Annotated in this window: 16 protein-coding genes; 6 read left to right on the top strand and 10 right to left on the bottom strand. The window is 66.5% G+C overall.

Going from position 1 to position 16,389, the window contains the following annotated elements; genetic code table 11:
* The 5 genes from WS89_RS16305 (at position 1) to WS89_RS16325 (ending at position 3,867) form a co-directional block, all read left to right on the top strand.
* Positions 1-1,206: a type II secretion system F family protein gene (locus WS89_RS16305; RefSeq protein ID WP_059791912.1), complete on the top strand. Its 1,206-nt coding sequence runs from the start codon at positions 1-3 to the stop codon at positions 1,204-1,206.
* Positions 1,207-1,251: 45 nt separating this feature from the next.
* Entirely contained in the window at positions 1,252-2,163 is a 912-nt protein-coding gene (locus tag WS89_RS16310) for a prepilin peptidase (RefSeq protein ID WP_059791915.1), read from the top strand.
* A gap of 1 nt (position 2,164) precedes the next feature.
* A complete protein-coding gene (coaE, locus tag WS89_RS16315; RefSeq protein ID WP_059500912.1) occupies positions 2,165-2,773 on the top strand; it encodes a dephospho-CoA kinase in 609 nt (202 codons plus the stop codon).
* A gap of 109 nt (positions 2,774-2,882) precedes the next feature.
* Positions 2,883-3,638 carry a cell division protein ZapD gene (zapD, locus tag WS89_RS16320; protein ID WP_027783465.1) on the top strand — a complete coding sequence of 252 codons (756 nt, stop codon included), beginning with the start codon at positions 2,883-2,885 and terminating at the stop codon, positions 3,636-3,638.
* A 28-nt stretch (positions 3,639-3,666) separates the two neighbouring features.
* Positions 3,667-3,867, top strand: coding sequence for a DNA gyrase inhibitor YacG (locus WS89_RS16325; RefSeq protein ID WP_059500911.1), 201 nt, complete (start codon positions 3,667-3,669; stop codon positions 3,865-3,867).
* Between the two features lie 58 nt (positions 3,868-3,925).
* On the opposite strand, the gene WS89_RS16330 is transcribed toward WS89_RS16325, so the two are convergent.
* The 4 genes from WS89_RS16330 to secA all read right to left on the bottom strand — a co-directional run bounded on the left by WS89_RS16330 (position 3,926) and on the right by secA (position 9,439).
* Complete coding sequence (locus WS89_RS16330) at positions 3,926-4,369, bottom strand: NUDIX domain-containing protein (RefSeq protein ID WP_059791917.1); 444 nt, start codon at positions 4,367-4,369, stop codon at positions 3,926-3,928.
* Positions 4,366-5,235 carry an ATP-binding protein gene (locus WS89_RS16335; protein WP_034206332.1) on the bottom strand — a complete coding sequence of 290 codons (870 nt, stop codon included), beginning with the start codon at positions 5,233-5,235 and terminating at the stop codon, positions 4,366-4,368. Before WS89_RS16335 ends, WS89_RS16330 begins: the two co-directional genes overlap by 4 nt.
* A 19-nt stretch (positions 5,236-5,254) precedes the next feature.
* Positions 5,255-6,496 (bottom strand): bifunctional glutamate N-acetyltransferase/amino-acid acetyltransferase ArgJ, encoded by a 1,242-nt coding sequence (argJ, locus tag WS89_RS16340; RefSeq protein WP_006496770.1) that lies wholly within the window; start codon positions 6,494-6,496, stop codon positions 5,255-5,257.
* A gap of 144 nt (positions 6,497-6,640) precedes the next feature.
* Complete coding sequence (gene secA, locus WS89_RS16345; RefSeq protein ID WP_059791919.1) at positions 6,641-9,439, bottom strand: preprotein translocase subunit SecA; 2,799 nt, start codon at positions 9,437-9,439, stop codon at positions 6,641-6,643.
* Positions 9,440-9,696: 257 nt separating this feature from the next.
* On the opposite strand from secA, the gene WS89_RS16350 reads away from it, so the two are divergent.
* Complete coding sequence (locus tag WS89_RS16350) at positions 9,697-10,173, top strand: DUF721 domain-containing protein (protein ID WP_059791921.1); 477 nt, start codon at positions 9,697-9,699, stop codon at positions 10,171-10,173.
* An 81-nt stretch (positions 10,174-10,254) separates the two neighbouring features.
* Here the strand turns inward: WS89_RS16350 and lpxC are convergent, their stop codons facing one another.
* The 6 genes from lpxC to WS89_RS16380 all read right to left on the bottom strand — a co-directional run bounded on the left by lpxC (position 10,255) and on the right by WS89_RS16380 (position 16,389).
* Entirely contained in the window at positions 10,255-11,172 is a 918-nt protein-coding gene (gene lpxC / locus WS89_RS16355; protein WP_006487145.1) for a UDP-3-O-acyl-N-acetylglucosamine deacetylase, read from the bottom strand.
* Positions 11,173-11,412: 240 nt separating this feature from the next.
* On the bottom strand, positions 11,413-11,919 hold the full coding sequence (locus tag WS89_RS16360; RefSeq protein ID WP_059500906.1) for a peroxiredoxin: 507 nt from the start codon (positions 11,917-11,919) through the stop codon (positions 11,413-11,415).
* A 188-nt stretch (positions 11,920-12,107) separates the two neighbouring features.
* A complete protein-coding gene (ftsZ, locus tag WS89_RS16365) occupies positions 12,108-13,304 on the bottom strand; it encodes a cell division protein FtsZ (RefSeq protein ID WP_006477012.1) in 1,197 nt (398 codons plus the stop codon).
* Positions 13,305-13,416: 112 nt separating this feature from the next.
* Complete coding sequence (ftsA, locus tag WS89_RS16370) at positions 13,417-14,649, bottom strand: cell division protein FtsA (protein WP_059500905.1); 1,233 nt, start codon at positions 14,647-14,649, stop codon at positions 13,417-13,419.
* A 26-nt stretch (positions 14,650-14,675) separates the two neighbouring features.
* Complete coding sequence (locus WS89_RS16375; RefSeq protein ID WP_059500904.1) at positions 14,676-15,428, bottom strand: cell division protein FtsQ/DivIB; 753 nt, start codon at positions 15,426-15,428, stop codon at positions 14,676-14,678.
* A 19-nt stretch (positions 15,429-15,447) separates the two neighbouring features.
* Positions 15,448-16,389, bottom strand: coding sequence for a D-alanine--D-alanine ligase (locus WS89_RS16380; RefSeq protein ID WP_059500903.1), 942 nt, complete (start codon positions 16,387-16,389; stop codon positions 15,448-15,450).

The raw sequence follows: 16,389 nt of genomic DNA on the forward strand, positions 1-16,389 counted from the left end.
ATGCGCACGCCGCCGCGCGAAACCCGCTTTGCATGGCGCGGCCGCCATCGCGACGGCTCGCCGCGCCGCGGGATCGTCATCGCCTTTGACGCCGCGGCCGCGCGCGCCACGCTCGCGCGCGACGGCATCGCGGTACTGTCGCTCGACGTCCGCGGGCCGGCCCGTCCGCCTGCGGCGGCCGCGCGCGACATCACGCGCTTCACGCGCCAGCTCGCGAGCCTGCTGCAAGCCGGCCTGCCGCTTGCACCGTCGCTCGAGATGCTCGCGCGCACCCGCACGCGCGACGGCGTGCCGCGCATCGCCGCGGGGCTCGCGCGCGAAATCGTCGGCGGCCGGCGCTTCGCCGATGCGCTCGCACGCTATCCATCGCAGTTCGGCACGCTGTATCGCCAGTTGATCGAGGTCGGTGAAGCGTCCGGTTCGCTCGGCATCGTGCTGACACGGCTCGCGGAACACCGCGAGCGTGCCGATGCGCAATGGCGCAAGCTGCGCGCGGCACTCGCGTATCCGGCCGCCGTGATCCTGTTCGCGCTCGCGATCTCGGCGGCATTGATGGTGTGGGTCGTGCCGACCTTCCGGCAGATCTTCGACGGTTTCGGCGCCGCCCTGCCCGCACCGACCCGCGCACTGCTCGCGCTGTCCTCCGCGCTGTCGGCGTGGGGCGGTGTGCTTCTGGCCGGCGCGGCCGCCACGGGGATTGCCGCGCAGCACGCGCTTCGGCGCTCGGCCTCGCTGCGTCATGCGCTCGCGCGGCGCCTGCTGCGCGCCCCGCTCGCGGGCAGCGCGCTGGAGCGGTTCGCGGCCGCACGCTGGTGCCGCTCGCTGGCGACCCTGCTCGGCGCCGGCGTGCCGCTCGCCGATGCATTCGCCACGCTCGAGCGCACGGCCGGCCATCCGGTGTTCGCGCACGCCACCGCGCACATCGCCGCACGCGTATTGCGCGGCGTGCGTCTGGCCGATGCGATGCATTCGGCCGGCTGCTTTCCGGACGACGTCGTGCAACCGATCGCCGTCGCCGAGGAATCCGGTGCGCTCGACACGATGCTGGCCGACATCGCCGCGTCGTGCGAACGTCAGCTCGACGCGCGCCTCGATGCGCTCGCGGCGCTCGGCGAACCGTTGATCGTGATCGTCCTGGGCGCCCTCGTCGGCGGCCTCGTGATCGCGATGTACCTGCCGATCCTTCAACTCGGCAACGTGGTGTAGCATCGCAACCGATTCTGTCGCCTTTTTGTCCGAACCTCGAGCCTCATGACGCCAGCGCCCCTGTCCGCCGTTTCCGATTCGCCCGAGAGCACGCTGCTCGCGCTGGCGATGCTGCCGCCCGCGCTGCAGTATGCGTTCGCGGTCGTCATCGGCCTTTGCATCGGCAGCTTCCTGAACGTGGTCGTGCACCGGTTACCCGTGATGATGCAGCGCGCGTGGCAGGCCGAGATCGCAGAAGCGACGGGCGCCGCGAGCGTCCCGCCCGACGACGGTTATCCGCCGCGCTACGATCTGTGGCGCCCGCGTAGCGCCTGCCCGCACTGCGGCCACGTATTGCGCGCGTGGGAAAACATCCCGCTCGTCAGCTACCTGATGCTGCGCGGGCGCTGCCGGTGCTGCGGCCATGCGATCGGCGTCCGCTATGTGCTCGTCGAACTCGCGTGCGCGCTGCTCGCCGCCGCCTCGCTCGCGGCGTTCGGCCCGACCGTCGCCGCGCTTGCCGCGTTCGCATTGTGCGCGGCGCTGCTCGCGATGAGCGCGATCGATATCCGGACCGGCTACCTGCCCGACTCGATGACGCTGCCGCTGCTGTGGGCCGGGCTCGTCATGAACCTCGGCGGCACCTTCACGTCGCTGCGCTCGGCCGTGATCGGCGCAATGGCCGGCTACCTGTTCCTGTGGTCGATCTACTGGTTGTTCAAATGGCTGCGCGGCATCGAGGGCATCGGTTTCGGCGACCTGAAGCTGCTTGCCGCGCTCGGCGCGTGGATGGGCTGGGCCGCACTGCCGCAGGTCGTGCTGTTCGCAGCGGTGACCGGTGCGATCGTCGGACTCGTCGCGACCTGGCGCGGCCGCATGCGCTTCGAGGAGCCGATTCCGTTCGGCCCGTTCCTCGCGGCCGGCGGCGTCGCCACGTTGTTTTTCGGCACCCCTTTCTATGCGGCGCTCGGAGGCTGACATGTTTTCCGTAGGACTCACGGGCGGTATCGGCAGCGGCAAGACGACCGTCGCCGACCTGTTCGGCGCCCGTGGCGCATCGCTCGTCGATACCGACCTGATTGCCCATCGCATCACCGCACCGGGCGGCCTCGCGATGCCGGCGATCGAGCAAGCTTTCGGCCGCGACTTCGTGGCCGCCGACGGCTCGCTCGATCGCGCGAGGATGCGCACGCTGATCTTCAGCGACGACGACGCGCGCCGGCGCCTCGAAGCGATCACGCATCCGCTGATCCGCGCGGAGACCGATCGCGAGGCGCACGAAGCACAGGGCCCGTACGTGATGTTCGTCGTGCCGCTGCTCGTCGAATCGGGCACCTGGAAGGCGCGCAGCGATCGCGTGCTCGTCGTCGACTGCCCGGTCGAAACGCAAATTGCGCGCGTGATGCGGCGCAACGGTTTCACGCGCGAACAAGTCGAAGCGATCATCGCGCGACAGGCGACGCGCGAAGCGCGCCTCGCGGCGGCCGACGACGTGATCGTCAACGACGCGGTCACGCCCGCCGCGCTCGCCGCGCAGGTCGATGCACTGCACCAACGTTATGTCGGATTCGCGGCCGCCGCGCACTGAGCGTCGCGCGCGATCGTGATGGTGTACGAAATTGGTGCGTTGCTAGGGTAGAGAGGGGGCATTAGAATGTCCTTCATTGTTTCAATCCCTACCGACGAGGCGAGCGCGCTTGATTCTTTACGAGTATCCGTTCAACGAGCGAATTCGCACGCTGTTGCGTCTCGAAGATCTGTTCGAGCGCTTCGCGTTCTTTTTGGCTCAGGAGGACCCGCGTGAACACCACGTCGCGTTGACGACGCTGTTCGAAATCGCCGAGGTAACGGGCCGCGCGGACCTGAAATCGGATCTGATGAAGGAGCTCGAACGTCAACGCCAGACGCTCGCCCCCTTTCGCGGCAATCCGGGCATCGAGCAGAACGCGCTCGAGGCCGTGCTCGGCGAAATCGAGCAGACGCTCGCGAATCTCGCGCAGATGCAGGGCAAGACCGGCCAGCACCTCGTCGACAACGAGTGGCTCGCCAGCATCCGCAGCCGCGCGGTGATTCCGGGCGGGACGTGCAAGTTCGACCTGCCGTCGTACTACGCGTGGCAGCAATGGCCCGCTGAGCAGCGGCGCCAGGATATCGCGAAGTGGATCCTGCCGATGCTGCCGTTGCGCGATGCCGCAGCGATCGTGCTGCGGCTCGCGCGCGAATCGGGTCAGGCGTCGAAGGTCATGGCGATGCAAGGCAGCTACCAGCAGATGCTGTCCGGCCGCACCTACCAGCTGATGCAGGTCCGGGTGCCGCCGGAGCTGCGCGTGATTCCCGAAGCGAGTGCCAACAAATACATGTTGTGGGTGCGGTTCACCATGCAGGACGGCGACGTGCGGCCGCGCGCGGTGGACATCGACGTGCCGTTCCATCTGACACTGTGCAATCTGTAACGGCCGCGTGCCGGATCGATGCTTTCGTATGACTACCGTCGTGAAATGTCCGTCGTGCGGCGCCGAAGTGCGCTGGACGCCTGAAAATCAGTTCCGCCCGTTCTGTTCGGCCCGCTGCAAGCAGCTCGACCTCGGCGCATGGGCCGCGGAAAAGTACCGGATCGGGGGCGCCTCCGACGAGGGCCCGTCGTCGGAAGAGGACGGCGCCGACGGCCGTCGCGACAGCTGACCGGCACCACGCCGGCCGCCGGCGATATGGCCCGCCTTTCTGGCAGGCCGCCTCGGCGTCAATGCGACGCCGCTTCCTTCTCGAGCAGTTCCAGCACCGGCAGCGCTGCCGGCAACAGCGGCGCGACTTCGACCGGCAGTTGCTGCCACACGAACGCCTGCCCTTCCTTGCTGTGCGGCTCGCCCGTCCAGCCCGTCACCTTGCAGAAATAGAGCCGCACGTACGCGTGCGGATAATCGTGCTCGAGCGTGTGCCAGCGGTGGCTGGCCGTGACTTCGATGCCGAGTTCCTCGTGCAGCTCGCGCGCAAGCGCGTCCTCGACGCTTTCGCCGGCCTCCAGCTTGCCGCCCGGAAACTCCCAGTAACCTTCATACGGCTTGCCCTGCAGGCGTTGCGCGAGCAGATAACGACCGTTCGGCTGTACCATCACGCCGACCGCGACTTCCGTCACCTTGCGGCCGTCCGGCGCCCGCACGGCGCCCTGTGCCAGGTCCGCGCTCATGCCTGCTCCTTGCGGCCCGACCAGTCGCGCGCGAACTGCCATGCGACACGGCCCGAGCGCGAACCGCGCTCGAGCGCCCACACCAGCGCGTCGCCGCGCGCCGTCTCGATCTCCGCATCCGGGCAGCCGAAGTGACGCAGCCAGTGCGCGACGATGTCGAGGTAGTCGTCCTGCTTGAACGGATAGAAGCTGACCCACAGACCGAAGCGCTCCGACAGCGAGATCTTCTCCTCGACGACTTCGCCGGGGTGAATCTCGCCGTCCGGCAGATGCTTGTACGACTCGTTGTCGCTCATGTACTCGGGCAGCAAATGGCGGCGGTTCGACGTCGCGTAGATCAGCACGTTGTCCGATTGCGCGGCGATCGACCCGTCGAGCGCGACCTTCAGCGCCTTGTAGCCCGATTCGCCGTCCTCGAACGACAGGTCGTCGCAGAACACGATGAACCGCTCCGGACGCTGCGAAATCAGGTCGACGATGTCGCCGAGATCGTGCAGGTCGTCCTTGTCGACTTCGATCAGGCGCAGCCCGTCGTTCGCGTACGCGTTCAGGCACGCCTTGATCAGCGACGACTTGCCGGTACCGCGTGCGCCGGTCAGCAGCACGTTGTTGGCCGGCTTGCGCTGCACGAACTGCCGCGTGTTCTGGTCGATCAGCGCTTTCTGGCGATCGATGTTGTGCAGATCGTCGAGCGTGATCGACGACACGGCCGGCACCGGCTGCAGGTAACCGCGCCCTTGGCGCTTGCGCCAGCGGAACGCGTGGGCCGCGTTCCAGTCGATGGCCGCCGGTGCGGGCGGCAGCATCCCTTCGAGACGGCCGAGCAGCGCTTCCGCGCGCGTCAGAAACTGTTCAAGCTTGTCCATGTCGTTCGAGCGCTCCCGATCAGGAGCGGTAATCCGCGTTGATGCTCACGTAATCGTGCGACAGGTCGCACGTCCAGACGGTGGCCTGTGCATCGCCGCGGCCGAGCAGCACGCGGATCGTGATCTCGCTCTGCTTCATCACCCGCTGGCCGTCCTCTTCCTGGTAGGCCGGATTGCGGCCGCCTGCCTTCGCGACGAGCACGTCGTCGAGATAGAGATCGATCTTGCCGACGTCGAGATCCGCGACGCCCGCATAGCCGATCGCCGCGAGAATCCGGCCGAGGTTGGGGTCGGATGCATAGAAGGCCGTCTTCACGAGCGGCGAATGGCCGATCGCGTACGCGATCTGGCGGCATTCGGCGACGCTCTTGCCGCCTTCGACCTGCACCGTCATGAATTTCGTCGCGCCTTCGCCGTCGCGCACGATCAGCTGCGACAGCACCTGTGCGACTTCCGTCACCGCGTCGCGCAGCGCCGCATAGGCAGGCGAATCGGTCGACGTGATCGCGGGCAGCGTGCTCTTGCCCGACGCGATCAGGATGAACGAGTCGTTCGTCGACGTGTCGCCGTCGATCGTGATGCAGTTGAACGAGCGGTCGGCCACTTCCTTCACGAGCGTGTCGAGCACCGGCTGCGCGACGTTCGCATCGAACGCGAGGAAGCCGAGCATCGTCGCCATGTTCGGCTTGATCATGCCCGCGCCCTTGCTGATGCCCGTCAGCGTGACCGTGTGGCCGTCGATCGTCACCTGGCGCGACGTCGCCTTCGGCAGCGTGTCGGTCGTCATGATCGCCTGCGCGGCGTCGAACCAGTTCGCGGCCTTGCGGTTCGCGAGCGCGGCCGGCAGGCCGGCCTTCAGGCGGTCGATCGGCAGCGGCTCGAGAATCACGCCGGTCGAGAACGGCAGCACCTGCGCCGGCTCGATGCCTGCGAGACGAGCGAGTTCCGTGCAGGTCTCGCGGGCGTTCACGAGGCCCGGCTCGCCGGTGCCCGCATTCGCATTGCCCGTATTCACGACCAGCGCGCGGATGCCCGCGCCGCCGGCCCGTACCTTCGCCAGATGCTCGCGGCAGACGGTGACCGGCGCCGCGCAGAAACGGTTTTCGGTGAACACGCCCGCGACCGTCGCGCCTTCGTCGACGGAGATGACCAGCACGTCCTTGCGATTCGGCTTGCGGATGTTCGCTTCCGCCCAGCCGAGCGTGACGCCGGCGACGGGATGCAGTTGGGCGGGATCGATCGACGGAAAATTGACAGCCATGGGGCACACCTGCCGGATGGAAAATGCCGGCACGTGCCGGCATCGATTGGAAGAACCGGCGGCCGCACGCGCGGGCCGCCGCAACTCACATCACTGACTCGAAGCCACGAACGACGCGGCACGCGTGACGCGCGCCGCCGCCGATCATGACAACTTCCCGTGACATTGCTTGTACTTCTTGCCGCTGCCGCACGGGCACGGGTCGTTGCGGCCGACCTTCGGCATTTCGCCGCCGGGGCCGCTGTGCGTCATCGCGCTGCCGACCATGTCGGCCGTCGCGGTGGCCGCCGCGGCTGCCGTGACGTTCGCCACCGGCGCGCCGGCGTCCGCGTAGTCGGCGTGCTGGTATTCGACGTTCTCGAGATGACCGCCGCGCTCCTCGATCTGCTCGGCAGCCTCCTCGAGCTGCTCCGGCGACTGGATCTGCACGTTCATCACGATGCGCGTGACTTCCTGCTTGATCGCGTCGAGCATCGCGGCGAACAGCTCGAACGCCTCGCGCTTGTATTCCTGCTTCGGGTTCTTCTGCGCATAGCCGCGCAGGTGAATACCCTGGCGCAGGTGGTCGAGTGCCGCGAGGTGTTCGCGCCACAGGCGGTCGACCGTCTGCAGCATCACCGAACGCTCGAACGCGCTGAACGATTCGCGGCCGACCATCGCGACCTTCGCCTCGTACTGCTCGTCGGCGGCCGTCATCACCGCGTCGAGAATCTCCTCGGCCGTGATCGACGACGACTCGTTCACCATTTCCTGGATCGCGAGGTCGAGCTGCCAGTCGTTGCGCAACGCTTCCTCGAGCTCGGGCACGTCCCACTGCTCTTCGATGCTGCCTTCCGGTACGAACTGGCGGACGACTTCGGCGATCACGCCGTGACGCATCGCGGTGATCGTCTCGGTGATGTCGTGCGCCTCGAGCAATTCGTTGCGCTGCTGGTAGATCACCTTGCGCTGATCGTTCGACACGTCGTCGTATTCGAGCAGTTGCTTGCGGATGTCGAAGTTGCGCGCTTCGACCTTGCGCTGCGCCGATTCGATCGACCGCGTGACGATGCCCGCTTCGATCGCCTCGCCTTCCGGCATCTTCAGGCGATCCATGATCGAGCGCACGCGGTCGCCCGCGAAGATGCGCAGCAGCGGATCGTCGAGCGACAGGTAGAAGCGTGACGAGCCCGGATCGCCCTGGCGGCCCGCACGGCCGCGCAACTGGTTGTCGATCCGGCGCGATTCGTGGCGCTCGGTGCCGATGATGTGCAGGCCGCCCGCGGCCTTCACCTGCTCGTGCAGCGTTTCCCACTCGTCGTGCAGCTTCTGGATGCGGCGCGCCTTTTCGTCGGCCGGGATCGCGTCGTCGGCCTCGATGAATGCGGCCTGCTTCTCGACGTTGCCGCCGAGCACGATGTCGGTACCGCGGCCGGCCATGTTGGTCGCGATCGTCACGCGGTTCGGACGACCGGCTTCCGCGACGATCGCCGCTTCACGCTCGTGCTGCTTCGCGTTCAGCACTTCGTGCGGCAGCCCGGCCTGCTTCAGCAGGTGCGACAGCAGTTCGGAGTTCTCGATCGACGTCGTGCCGACCAGCACCGGCTGGCCGCGCTCGTAGCAGTCGCGGATGTCGCGGATCACCGCGTCGTAGCGCTCCTTGGCCGTCTTGTAGATCTGGTCCTGCTTGTCGATCCGCTTCGGCGGGCGGTTGGTCGGGATCACGACCGTCTCGAGGCCGTAGATCTCGTTGAATTCGTACGCCTCGGTGTCCGCGGTACCGGTCATGCCGGCCAGCTTCGCGTACATCCGGAAGTAGTTCTGGAACGTGATCGACGCGAGCGTCTGGTTCTCGCTCTGGATCTTCACGTGCTCCTTCGCCTCGACGGCCTGGTGCAGCCCGTCGGACCAGCGGCGGCCCGCCATCAGGCGGCCCGTGAATTCGTCGACGATGACCACTTCGCCGTTCTGCACGACGTAGTGCTGATCCTTGTGGAACAGCGTGTGGGCGCGCAGCGCAGCGTACACGTGGTGCATCAGCGTGATGTTCTGCGGCGCGTACAGGCTCTCGCCCTCGCCGATCAGGCCCCATTCGGCGAGCAGGCGCTCGGCCTTCTCGTGGCCCGATTCCGTCAGGAACACCTGGCGCGCCTTCTCGTCGAGCGTGTAGTCGCCCGGCTTCTCGACGCCCGTGCCGTCGGCCTTCTCTTCGCCGATCTGGCGCTCGAGCAGCGGCGGCAGTGCGTTCATCCGCACGTACAGTTCGGTGTGATCCTCGGCCTGGCCCGAAATGATCAGCGGCGTCCGTGCTTCGTCGATCAGGATCGAGTCCACTTCGTCGACGACCGCGAAGTTCAGCGCCCGCTGCACGCGCGCGTCGGTCTCGTAGACCATGTTGTCGCGCAGGTAGTCGAAGCCGAATTCGTTGTTCGTGCCGTACGTGATGTCCGCCGCGTAGGCCTGCTGCTTCTGTTCGTGCTCCATGCCGGACAGGTTGATGCCGACCGACAGACCGAGGAAATTGTAGAGCCGCGCCATCCATTCGGCGTCGCGCTGCGCGAGGTAGTCGTTGACGGTCACGACGTGCACTCCGCGGCCGGCCAGCGCATTCAGGTACACGGGCAGCGTCGCGACGAGCGTCTTGCCCTCGCCCGTGCGCATTTCCGCGATCTTGCCGTAGTGAAGCACCATGCCGCCGATCATCTGCACGTCGAAGTGCCGCATCTTCAGCACGCGGCGGCTCGCCTCGCGACAGACCGCGAAGGCCTCGGGCAACAGCTTGTCGAGCGACTCGCCGGCCGCGACCCGCTGGCGGAACTCGTCCGTCTTGCCGCGCAACTGGTCGTCCGTCAGCTTCTCGATCTGCGTTTCGAGCGCATTGATCGTCGCGACGGTCTTTTGGTATTGCTTGACGAGCCGCTGGTTGCGGCTGCCAAAAATTTTCTGGAGAAAACCGGTTGTCATCGGATCGGATCCTGCGTCGCAGCACCGGCGCCCGGCGCGTGTTGCGCGCCCCGGCGCCCGAGCCTCGGCGGCTTAGCGAATTAGTGGACTCAAACGTCGAATTTTAGCACGCGGGGACGCATGCGCCTGCGTCCCGGCCGGACGGGGCACTGCGGGCCCAAGCCGGGCGGACACGGGCGAAAGCTGCCCGTGCGCAGGCCGGCACGGGTACAATCGGCTGCAACGTCCGCGCGCGTACGCGCTCGAAGAATGCCTCGATGAACCGATTTTCCAAGCGTTTCGGCCCGCTCGCCGCCTATCGCCCGCAACCCGTGTCGGAAGTGCTCGGTCGGACCGATGCATTCGCGGCGCTGCGCGCCGGCGTCGAGCAGATCGCGTCGCTGCAGCGCGACCTCGGCGCGTGCCTGCCCGACTATCTCGCGAATCACGTCGAACCGGGTTTCATCAAGGACGGCACCCTGACCCTCTTTGCCGCGCACAATGCGCTGGCCGCACGGCTGCGGCAGGTCGAAATGCGGCTGCTCGGCGATCTCCAGAAGCGCGGCTGGCCGGTGACGACGCTGCGCGTGCGCGTGCGGCCGAAGGACGCGCCGACGCCGCCGCCCGTGAAGCAGGCGCGGATGACGTCGACCGGCGCCGCCGCGCTGCGCGATCTCGCCGACCATCTCGAACCGTCGCCGCTGCAGGCCGCGCTCGCGCGGATGGCGGCACGGCATGGCGCGAAGCCGCGTTGACCGCACCGGCCGCAGGCAGCCGCCAGCCGAAAAAAAAGCGACCCGATGGGTCGCTTTTTTATTGCTTGCGCCGAACGCCGGTCACGCGAAAGCCGTCTGCGCGTCGAATGCAAACCCTTTCGGCGCAGCCTGCGGATCGTCGAACGTCACGATCTCGTACGCGTCTTCGTGTGCGAGCAACTCGCGCAGCAACGCGTTGTTCAGGCCGTGGCCCGACTTGTACGCGGTGTACGAAGCCAGCAGCGGGTGGCCGATCACGTACAGGTCGCCAATCGCGTCGAGCATCTTGTGCTTCACGAACTCGTCGTCGTAGCGCAGCCCGTCGTTGTTCAGGATCCGGTACTCGTCGAGCACGATCGCATTGTCCATGCTGCCGCCGCGCGCCAGGCCGATCTCGCGCAGCATCTCTGCTTCGTGCGCGAAACCGAACGTGCGCGCACGCGCGATCTCGCGCACGTACGACGTGGTCGCGAAATCGACTTCGAGCTCCTGGCCCGTCTTGTCGACGGCCGGGTGGCGGAAATCGATCGAGAACTTCAGCTTGAAGCCGAAATACGGATCGAGACGCGCGAACTTGTCGCCATCGCGGATTTCGACCGGCTTCTTCACCTTGATGAAGCGCTTCGGCGCGTTCTGCTCCTCGATGCCGGCGGACTGGATCAGGAACACGAACGTGGCCGCACTGCCGTCCATGATCGGGATTTCCTCGGCCGTCACGTCGACATACAGATTGTCGATGCCAAGGCCCGCACACGCGGACATCAGGTGCTCGACCGTCGACACGCGCACGCCATCCTTCTGCAACACCGACGCGAGTCGCGTGTCGCCGATCGACATCGCCGATGCGGGAATGTCGACCGGCGTCGGCAGGTCGACGCGTGAAAAGACGATGCCCGTGCCGGGCGCGGCGGGACGGAGCGTCAACTCGATCTTGCGGCCCGAGTGGACACCGATACCCACGGTCTTCACGATGGATTTGATGGTGCGCTGCTTCAACATGGTCTTCTTCGTCTTGATTGAAGATATCAATCAGGAGTTATATTCGATAGGCGGGATTATAGCGTAATTCCCTATTCGACGCTGTCCGAAACTGCGTATCAATCTGTTTCGACAGTTTACCCGCGCCGATACGGGACGGGCCGATGCCCGGAACGGAGGCGTTTCCGGTCATCAGCCCGTGTTACAACTGCCCTGAGGCCGGCGAGCAGCGTTGCCGGAAGGCAACGGCGCACCGCACGATCAGGACGTCAACGTCGCGAGAACACTCGCCGCATCGCTCACTTCGAACTTGCCCGGCGCCTCGACGGCCAGCGTCTTGACCACACCGCCGTCAATCACCATCGCGTAGCGCAGGGAACGAATTCCCATGCCACGCGCGGACAAATCCTGCGTCAGCCCCAGCGCATGAGTGAAAGCCGCGCTGCCGTCCGCCATCATGCGCACCTTGCCCGCGGTGTGCAGATCACGTCCCCATGCGCCCATCACGAATGCGTCGTTGACGGACACGCACCAGATCTCGTCGATCCCCGCCGCGCGCAATTGCTCGGCGTGCTCGACGTAGCCCGGCACATGCTGCGCCGAGCAGGTCGGCGTGAACGCGCCCGGCAATCCGAAGATCACCACCCGCTTTCCCGCAACCTGGTCGCGCACGCTGTAGGCGTTCGGCCCCAGCGTGCACCCTTCGCGCGCGTCGTCGACGAACTCGAACAATTGCGCGTCGGGCAGCGCGTCGCCCACTTGAATCATGGCTGGTCCCTCATAGCGATACGGTTTTTCAGCGTGTTGCGGACAGCACGGCCCGTCCCGCCCCGCTCGAGCGGAGAGGGCACCTTTCCCGGCCCGGCGTCGCATCCGACGCGGCCTGTCGTGGTCCGTAGCATCCGTCACGCCGGCGATACCGCGGCGGTGTCGCCGCGGCTTCGCCTGTGTTTGCGTCAGTCAGCCTGCTTGCGCAGGAAAGCCGGAATGTCGTACGTGTCGACACCCTTCTCCTGCAGCGCCTGCACGTGCGATGCCGCGGTTTCGCGCGAATTGCGCCACACCGCCGGCGTGTCGAGCGCGCCGTAGTCGGCCGTGCTGACGTGATGCGGCTGCGCATAGCCGTGCGACACCGCGCTGACCGGCTGGTTGTCCGTACCCGTGCGCAGCAGCGTCATCGGAGCCGACTGCTGCTTCTTCGCCGCACGGCCCAGACCCGTCGCCACGACCGTCACGCGCAGTGCATCGCCCATCGCGTCGTCGTACACCGCACCGAAGATCACCGTCGCATCTTCCGCCGCGTAGCTCTTGATCGTGTTCATCACTTCGCGCGTTTCCGACAGGCGCAGCGAACGGCTCGACGTGATGTTGACCAGCACGCCGCGCGCGCCCGACAGATCGACGCCTTCGAGCAGCGGGCTCGCCACGGCCTGTTCCGCCGCGAGGCGTGCGCGATCGACGCCGGCGACCGTCGCCGTGCCCATCATCGCCTTGCCCTGCTCGCCCATCACCGTCTTCACGTCTTCGAAGTCGACGTTCACGAGGCCGTCGACGTTGATGATTTCCGCGATACCTGCCACCGCGTTGTTCAACACGTCGTCCGCGCACTGGAAGCACTTGTCCATCTCGGCGTCGTCGCCCATCACGTCGAACAGCTTGTCGTTCAGGACGACGATCAGCGAGTCGACGTGATCCTCCAGTTGCTGCGAGCCTGCTTCGGCGACGCGCATGCGCTTGCCGCCTTCGAACTCGAACGGCTTGCTGACGACACCGACCGTCAGAATGCCCATCTCCTTCGCGATCTGCGCGACCACCGGTGCCGCGCCCGTGCCCGTGCCACCGCCCATGCCGGCCGTGATGAACACCATGTGCGCGCCGCGCAGTGCGTCGGCGATGCGCTCACGCGCTTCTTCCGCTGCCGCACGACCCATTTCCGGCTTCGCACCGGCGCCAAGCCCCGTGTTGCCAAGCTGGATCACCGACGATGCGCGCGAACGCGACAGCGCTTGGGCGTCCGTGTTCATCACGATGAAGTCGACGCCCTGCACGCCGCGGTTGATCATGTGCTGGACGGCATTGCCGCCAGCGCCGCCAACGCCGACCACCTTGATGATGGTGCCGTTGGTTTCGGTTTCCAGCATTTCGAATTCCATTGTTGCCTCCGTCAAGAGAATGACTGCTACTCGGCCGTTATTCGGCAGGAGATCGGGCAACCCCCTGTCGCGCGCCAGCCGCCGGCACCAGCGCGAATTTCGATTCGGTTTGTCAGAAGTTGCTCAGGAACCATTCCTTCATCCGCGAGAACACTTGCCCCGCGTTGCCGGACTGCACGGCGACCTTGCGGCCGCGCATGCGCTGAGCACTGCCTTCGACGAGCAGCCCCATCGCCGTCGAGTAGCGCGGATTGCGCACGACGTCGGCGAGGCCGCCTGCATATTCCGGCGCGCCGATGCGCACCGGTTTCAGGAAAATGTCCTCGCCGAGTTCGACCATGCCCGGCATCATCGACGCGCCGCCGGTAATGACCACGCCGGAGCTCAGGAGTTCTTCGTAACCCGACTCGCGCACGACCTGCTGCACGAGCGAGAACAGTTCCTCGACGCGCGGCTCGATCACGGCCGCGAGCGCCTGACGCGACAGCGTGCGCGGGCCGCGTTCGCCGAGGCCGGGCACTTCCACCATTTCGTCCGGATCGGCGAGCGCCTGCTTCGCGATCCCGTAGCCGACCTTGATGTCTTCCGCATCCGGCGTCGGCGTGCGCAGCGCCATCGCGATGTCGCTCGTGATCTGGTCGCCGGCGATCGGAATCACCGCCGTGTGGCGGATCGCGCCTTCGGCGAAGATCGCGATGTCCGTCGTGCCGCCGCCGATGTCGACCAGCACCACGCCGAGATCCTTCTCGTCTTCGGTCAGCACCGCGAGCGACGACGCGAGCGGCTGCAGGATCAGGTCGTTCACTTCCAGCCCGCAGCGGCGCACGCACTTGACGATGTTCTGCGCGGCGCTCACCGCGCCCGTCACGATGTGCACCTTCACTTCCAGCCGGATGCCGCTCATCCCGATCGGCTCGCGCACGTCTTCCTGGCCGTCGATGATGAATTCCTGCGTGAGGATGTGCAGCACCTGCTGATCGGTCGGGATGTTGATCGCCTTCGCGGTCTCGATCACGCGCGCGACGTCCGTCTGCGTGACTTCCTTGTCCTTGATCGCGACCATCCCGCTCGAGTTGAAGCTGCGGATGTGGCTGCCCGCGATCCCCGTGAACACGTTGGTGATCTTGCAGTCGGCCATCAGCTCGGCTTCCTCGAGCGCGCGCTGGATCGACTGCACGGTGGCCTCGATGTTCACCACCACGCCTTTCTTCAGACCCTTCGACTCGCTCTGGCCGAGACCGATCACCTCGTAGTGGCCCTCGCCCTTCAGCTCGGCGACGATGGCCACCACCTTCGACGTGCCGATGTCGAGGGAAACCAGCAGATCCTTGTAGTCTTTGCTCATAAAGTGCTCTTGCGTGTGATCTCTCGTTACTTCTTGCGCTTGTCGGTATCGGTCAGGAACCGCATGCCCGCCGCGCGAATCGCGAATCCGTTCGGATAACGCAGATCCGCGTACTCGATGTCGTTGCCCCAACGCTCCGTGACGGCCGGCCACGCGGCCACCAGACGCTGGCTCCGGTCATGCAGCGTGTCGCTGTTGCGCTCCTTGCCCAGCTCGACCTGCATGCCGTTCGACAGCTTCACCGTCCACGCGTACCGCGCCGACAGCGTCACCTCTTCCGGCGCCGCCTTCAGCGGCGCAAACCATTTCCCGAAGTCGCGATACCGCGCGACGACTTCCTTCGCACTGCCTTCCGGGCCGTCGAACGCCGGCAGTTCCTGCTCCAGCTCGCCCTGGTTCGCGGTGAACAGCTCGCCGTCCACGCTCACGAGCTGATCGCTGCCCCAGGTCCCGAGCGGTTTGTACTCCTCGAGCGTGACAGCCAGCGCATTCGGCCACACCCGACGCACGCTCGCGTGACGCACCCACGGCATCTGCTCGAACGCGGCGCGCGCCGTGTCGAGATCGACCGTGAAGAAATTGCCCTTCAGCCGTCCAACCACGCCCGCGCGCACCGTCGGCGAATTGATGTGCTCGGTGTCGCCGTCGATCCGGATTTCCCGCAGCGCGAACGTCGGGCGCTGGATCAGCCAGTAGCAGCCGGCCGCCGCCAACACGAGCAGCAGCAGCGCATACAGCGCGCTGGCGGCAAGGTTGAGTTGGCGAACGTTGTTCCACATACGTCGTTCCGTTCCTGCGTCAGTCGTTGAGCGTGAGCGACAGCACCTTCACGACCAGCTCCGAATAGCCGATGCCGACCGCGCGCGCGGCCTTCGGCGGCAGCGAGTGGTCGGTCATCCCGGGGGCCGTGTTCACTTCCAGGAAATACGCATTGCCGGCCGCGTCGAGCATGAAATCCGCTCGGCCCCAGTCGGTGCAACCGAGCACGTCGAACGCACGGCGCGCGATGCGCTTCAGCTCCGCTTCCTGTTGCGCCGGCAGGCCGCACGGGATCAGGTACTGCGTATCGTCGGCAACGTACTTCGCGTGGTAGTCGTAGAACTCGCCGGCCGGCACGATCTTGATCAGCGGCAGATCGAGATCGCCGGCGATGCACGCGGTGTATTCGCCGCCGCCTTCGATGCTCTTCTCGACGATCACGATCTTGTCGTGCGTCGCGGCTTCCTCGAGCGCGGCCGGCAGCGCGTCCGCCGTCTTCACCTTCAGCACCGCGACACTCGAGCCTTCGCTCGCCGGCTTCACGAACAGCGGCAGGCCGAGCTTCGCGACGATGTCGGTCGCGCGCGCGGCCAGGTCGTCGCCGCGCATCACCGTCTCGAACGGCGGCGTCGGCACGCCCGTCTGCTGCCACACGAGCTTCGTGCGGAACTTGTCGAGGCCGAGCGCCGAGCCGAGCACGCCGCTGCCCGTGTAGCGAATGCCGTAGAAATCGAGTGCGCCCTGAATCTGGCCGTTCTCGCCGTAGCCGCCATGCAGCGCATTGAACGCGCGCACGAAGCCTTCGTCCTTCAGTGCCGACAGCGGCCGCTCGGCCGGGTCGAACGGATGCGCGTCGACGCCAGCGTCGCGCAGGCCCTGCAGCACGAGGCGGCCCGAGGTGAGCGACACCTCGCGCTCGGCGGATTCGCCACCGAACAACACCGCCACCTTGCCGAAACGTTTCGGATCGATCCCGCTCAT

The sequence above is a fragment of the Burkholderia sp. MSMB1072 genome (assembly GCF_001524725.1).
Classification (GTDB): Bacteria; Pseudomonadota; Gammaproteobacteria; order Burkholderiales; family Burkholderiaceae; genus Burkholderia.

Excerpts from the sequence above, each read along its gene's own strand:
- WS89_RS16305 (WP_059791912.1), top strand. The coding sequence starts at position 1 with ATGCGCACGCCGCCGCGCGAAACCCGCTTTGCATGGCGCGGCCGCCAT.
- WS89_RS16310 (WP_059791915.1), top strand. The coding sequence starts at position 1,252 with ATGACGCCAGCGCCCCTGTCCGCCGTTTCCGATTCGCCCGAGAGCACG.
- coaE (WP_059500912.1), top strand. The coding sequence starts at position 2,165 with ATGTTTTCCGTAGGACTCACGGGCGGTATCGGCAGCGGCAAGACGACC.
- WS89_RS16325 (WP_059500911.1), top strand. The coding sequence starts at position 3,667 with ATGACTACCGTCGTGAAATGTCCGTCGTGCGGCGCCGAAGTGCGCTGG.
- WS89_RS16330 (WP_059791917.1), bottom strand. The coding sequence starts at position 4,369 with ATGAGCGCGGACCTGGCACAGGGCGCCGTGCGGGCGCCGGACGGCCGC.
- WS89_RS16335 (WP_034206332.1), bottom strand. The coding sequence starts at position 5,235 with ATGGACAAGCTTGAACAGTTTCTGACGCGCGCGGAAGCGCTGCTCGGC.
- argJ (WP_006496770.1), bottom strand. The coding sequence starts at position 6,496 with ATGGCTGTCAATTTTCCGTCGATCGATCCCGCCCAACTGCATCCCGTC.
- secA (WP_059791919.1), bottom strand. The coding sequence starts at position 9,439 with ATGACAACCGGTTTTCTCCAGAAAATTTTTGGCAGCCGCAACCAGCGG.
- WS89_RS16350 (WP_059791921.1), top strand. The coding sequence starts at position 9,697 with ATGAACCGATTTTCCAAGCGTTTCGGCCCGCTCGCCGCCTATCGCCCG.
- lpxC (WP_006487145.1), bottom strand. The coding sequence starts at position 11,172 with ATGTTGAAGCAGCGCACCATCAAATCCATCGTGAAGACCGTGGGTATC.
- WS89_RS16360 (WP_059500906.1), bottom strand. The coding sequence starts at position 11,919 with ATGATTCAAGTGGGCGACGCGCTGCCCGACGCGCAATTGTTCGAGTTC.
- ftsZ (WP_006477012.1), bottom strand. The coding sequence starts at position 13,304 with ATGGAATTCGAAATGCTGGAAACCGAAACCAACGGCACCATCATCAAG.
- ftsA (WP_059500905.1), bottom strand. The coding sequence starts at position 14,649 with ATGAGCAAAGACTACAAGGATCTGCTGGTTTCCCTCGACATCGGCACG.
- WS89_RS16375 (WP_059500904.1), bottom strand. The coding sequence starts at position 15,428 with ATGTGGAACAACGTTCGCCAACTCAACCTTGCCGCCAGCGCGCTGTAT.
- WS89_RS16380 (WP_059500903.1), bottom strand. The coding sequence starts at position 16,389 with ATGAGCGGGATCGATCCGAAACGTTTCGGCAAGGTGGCGGTGTTGTTC.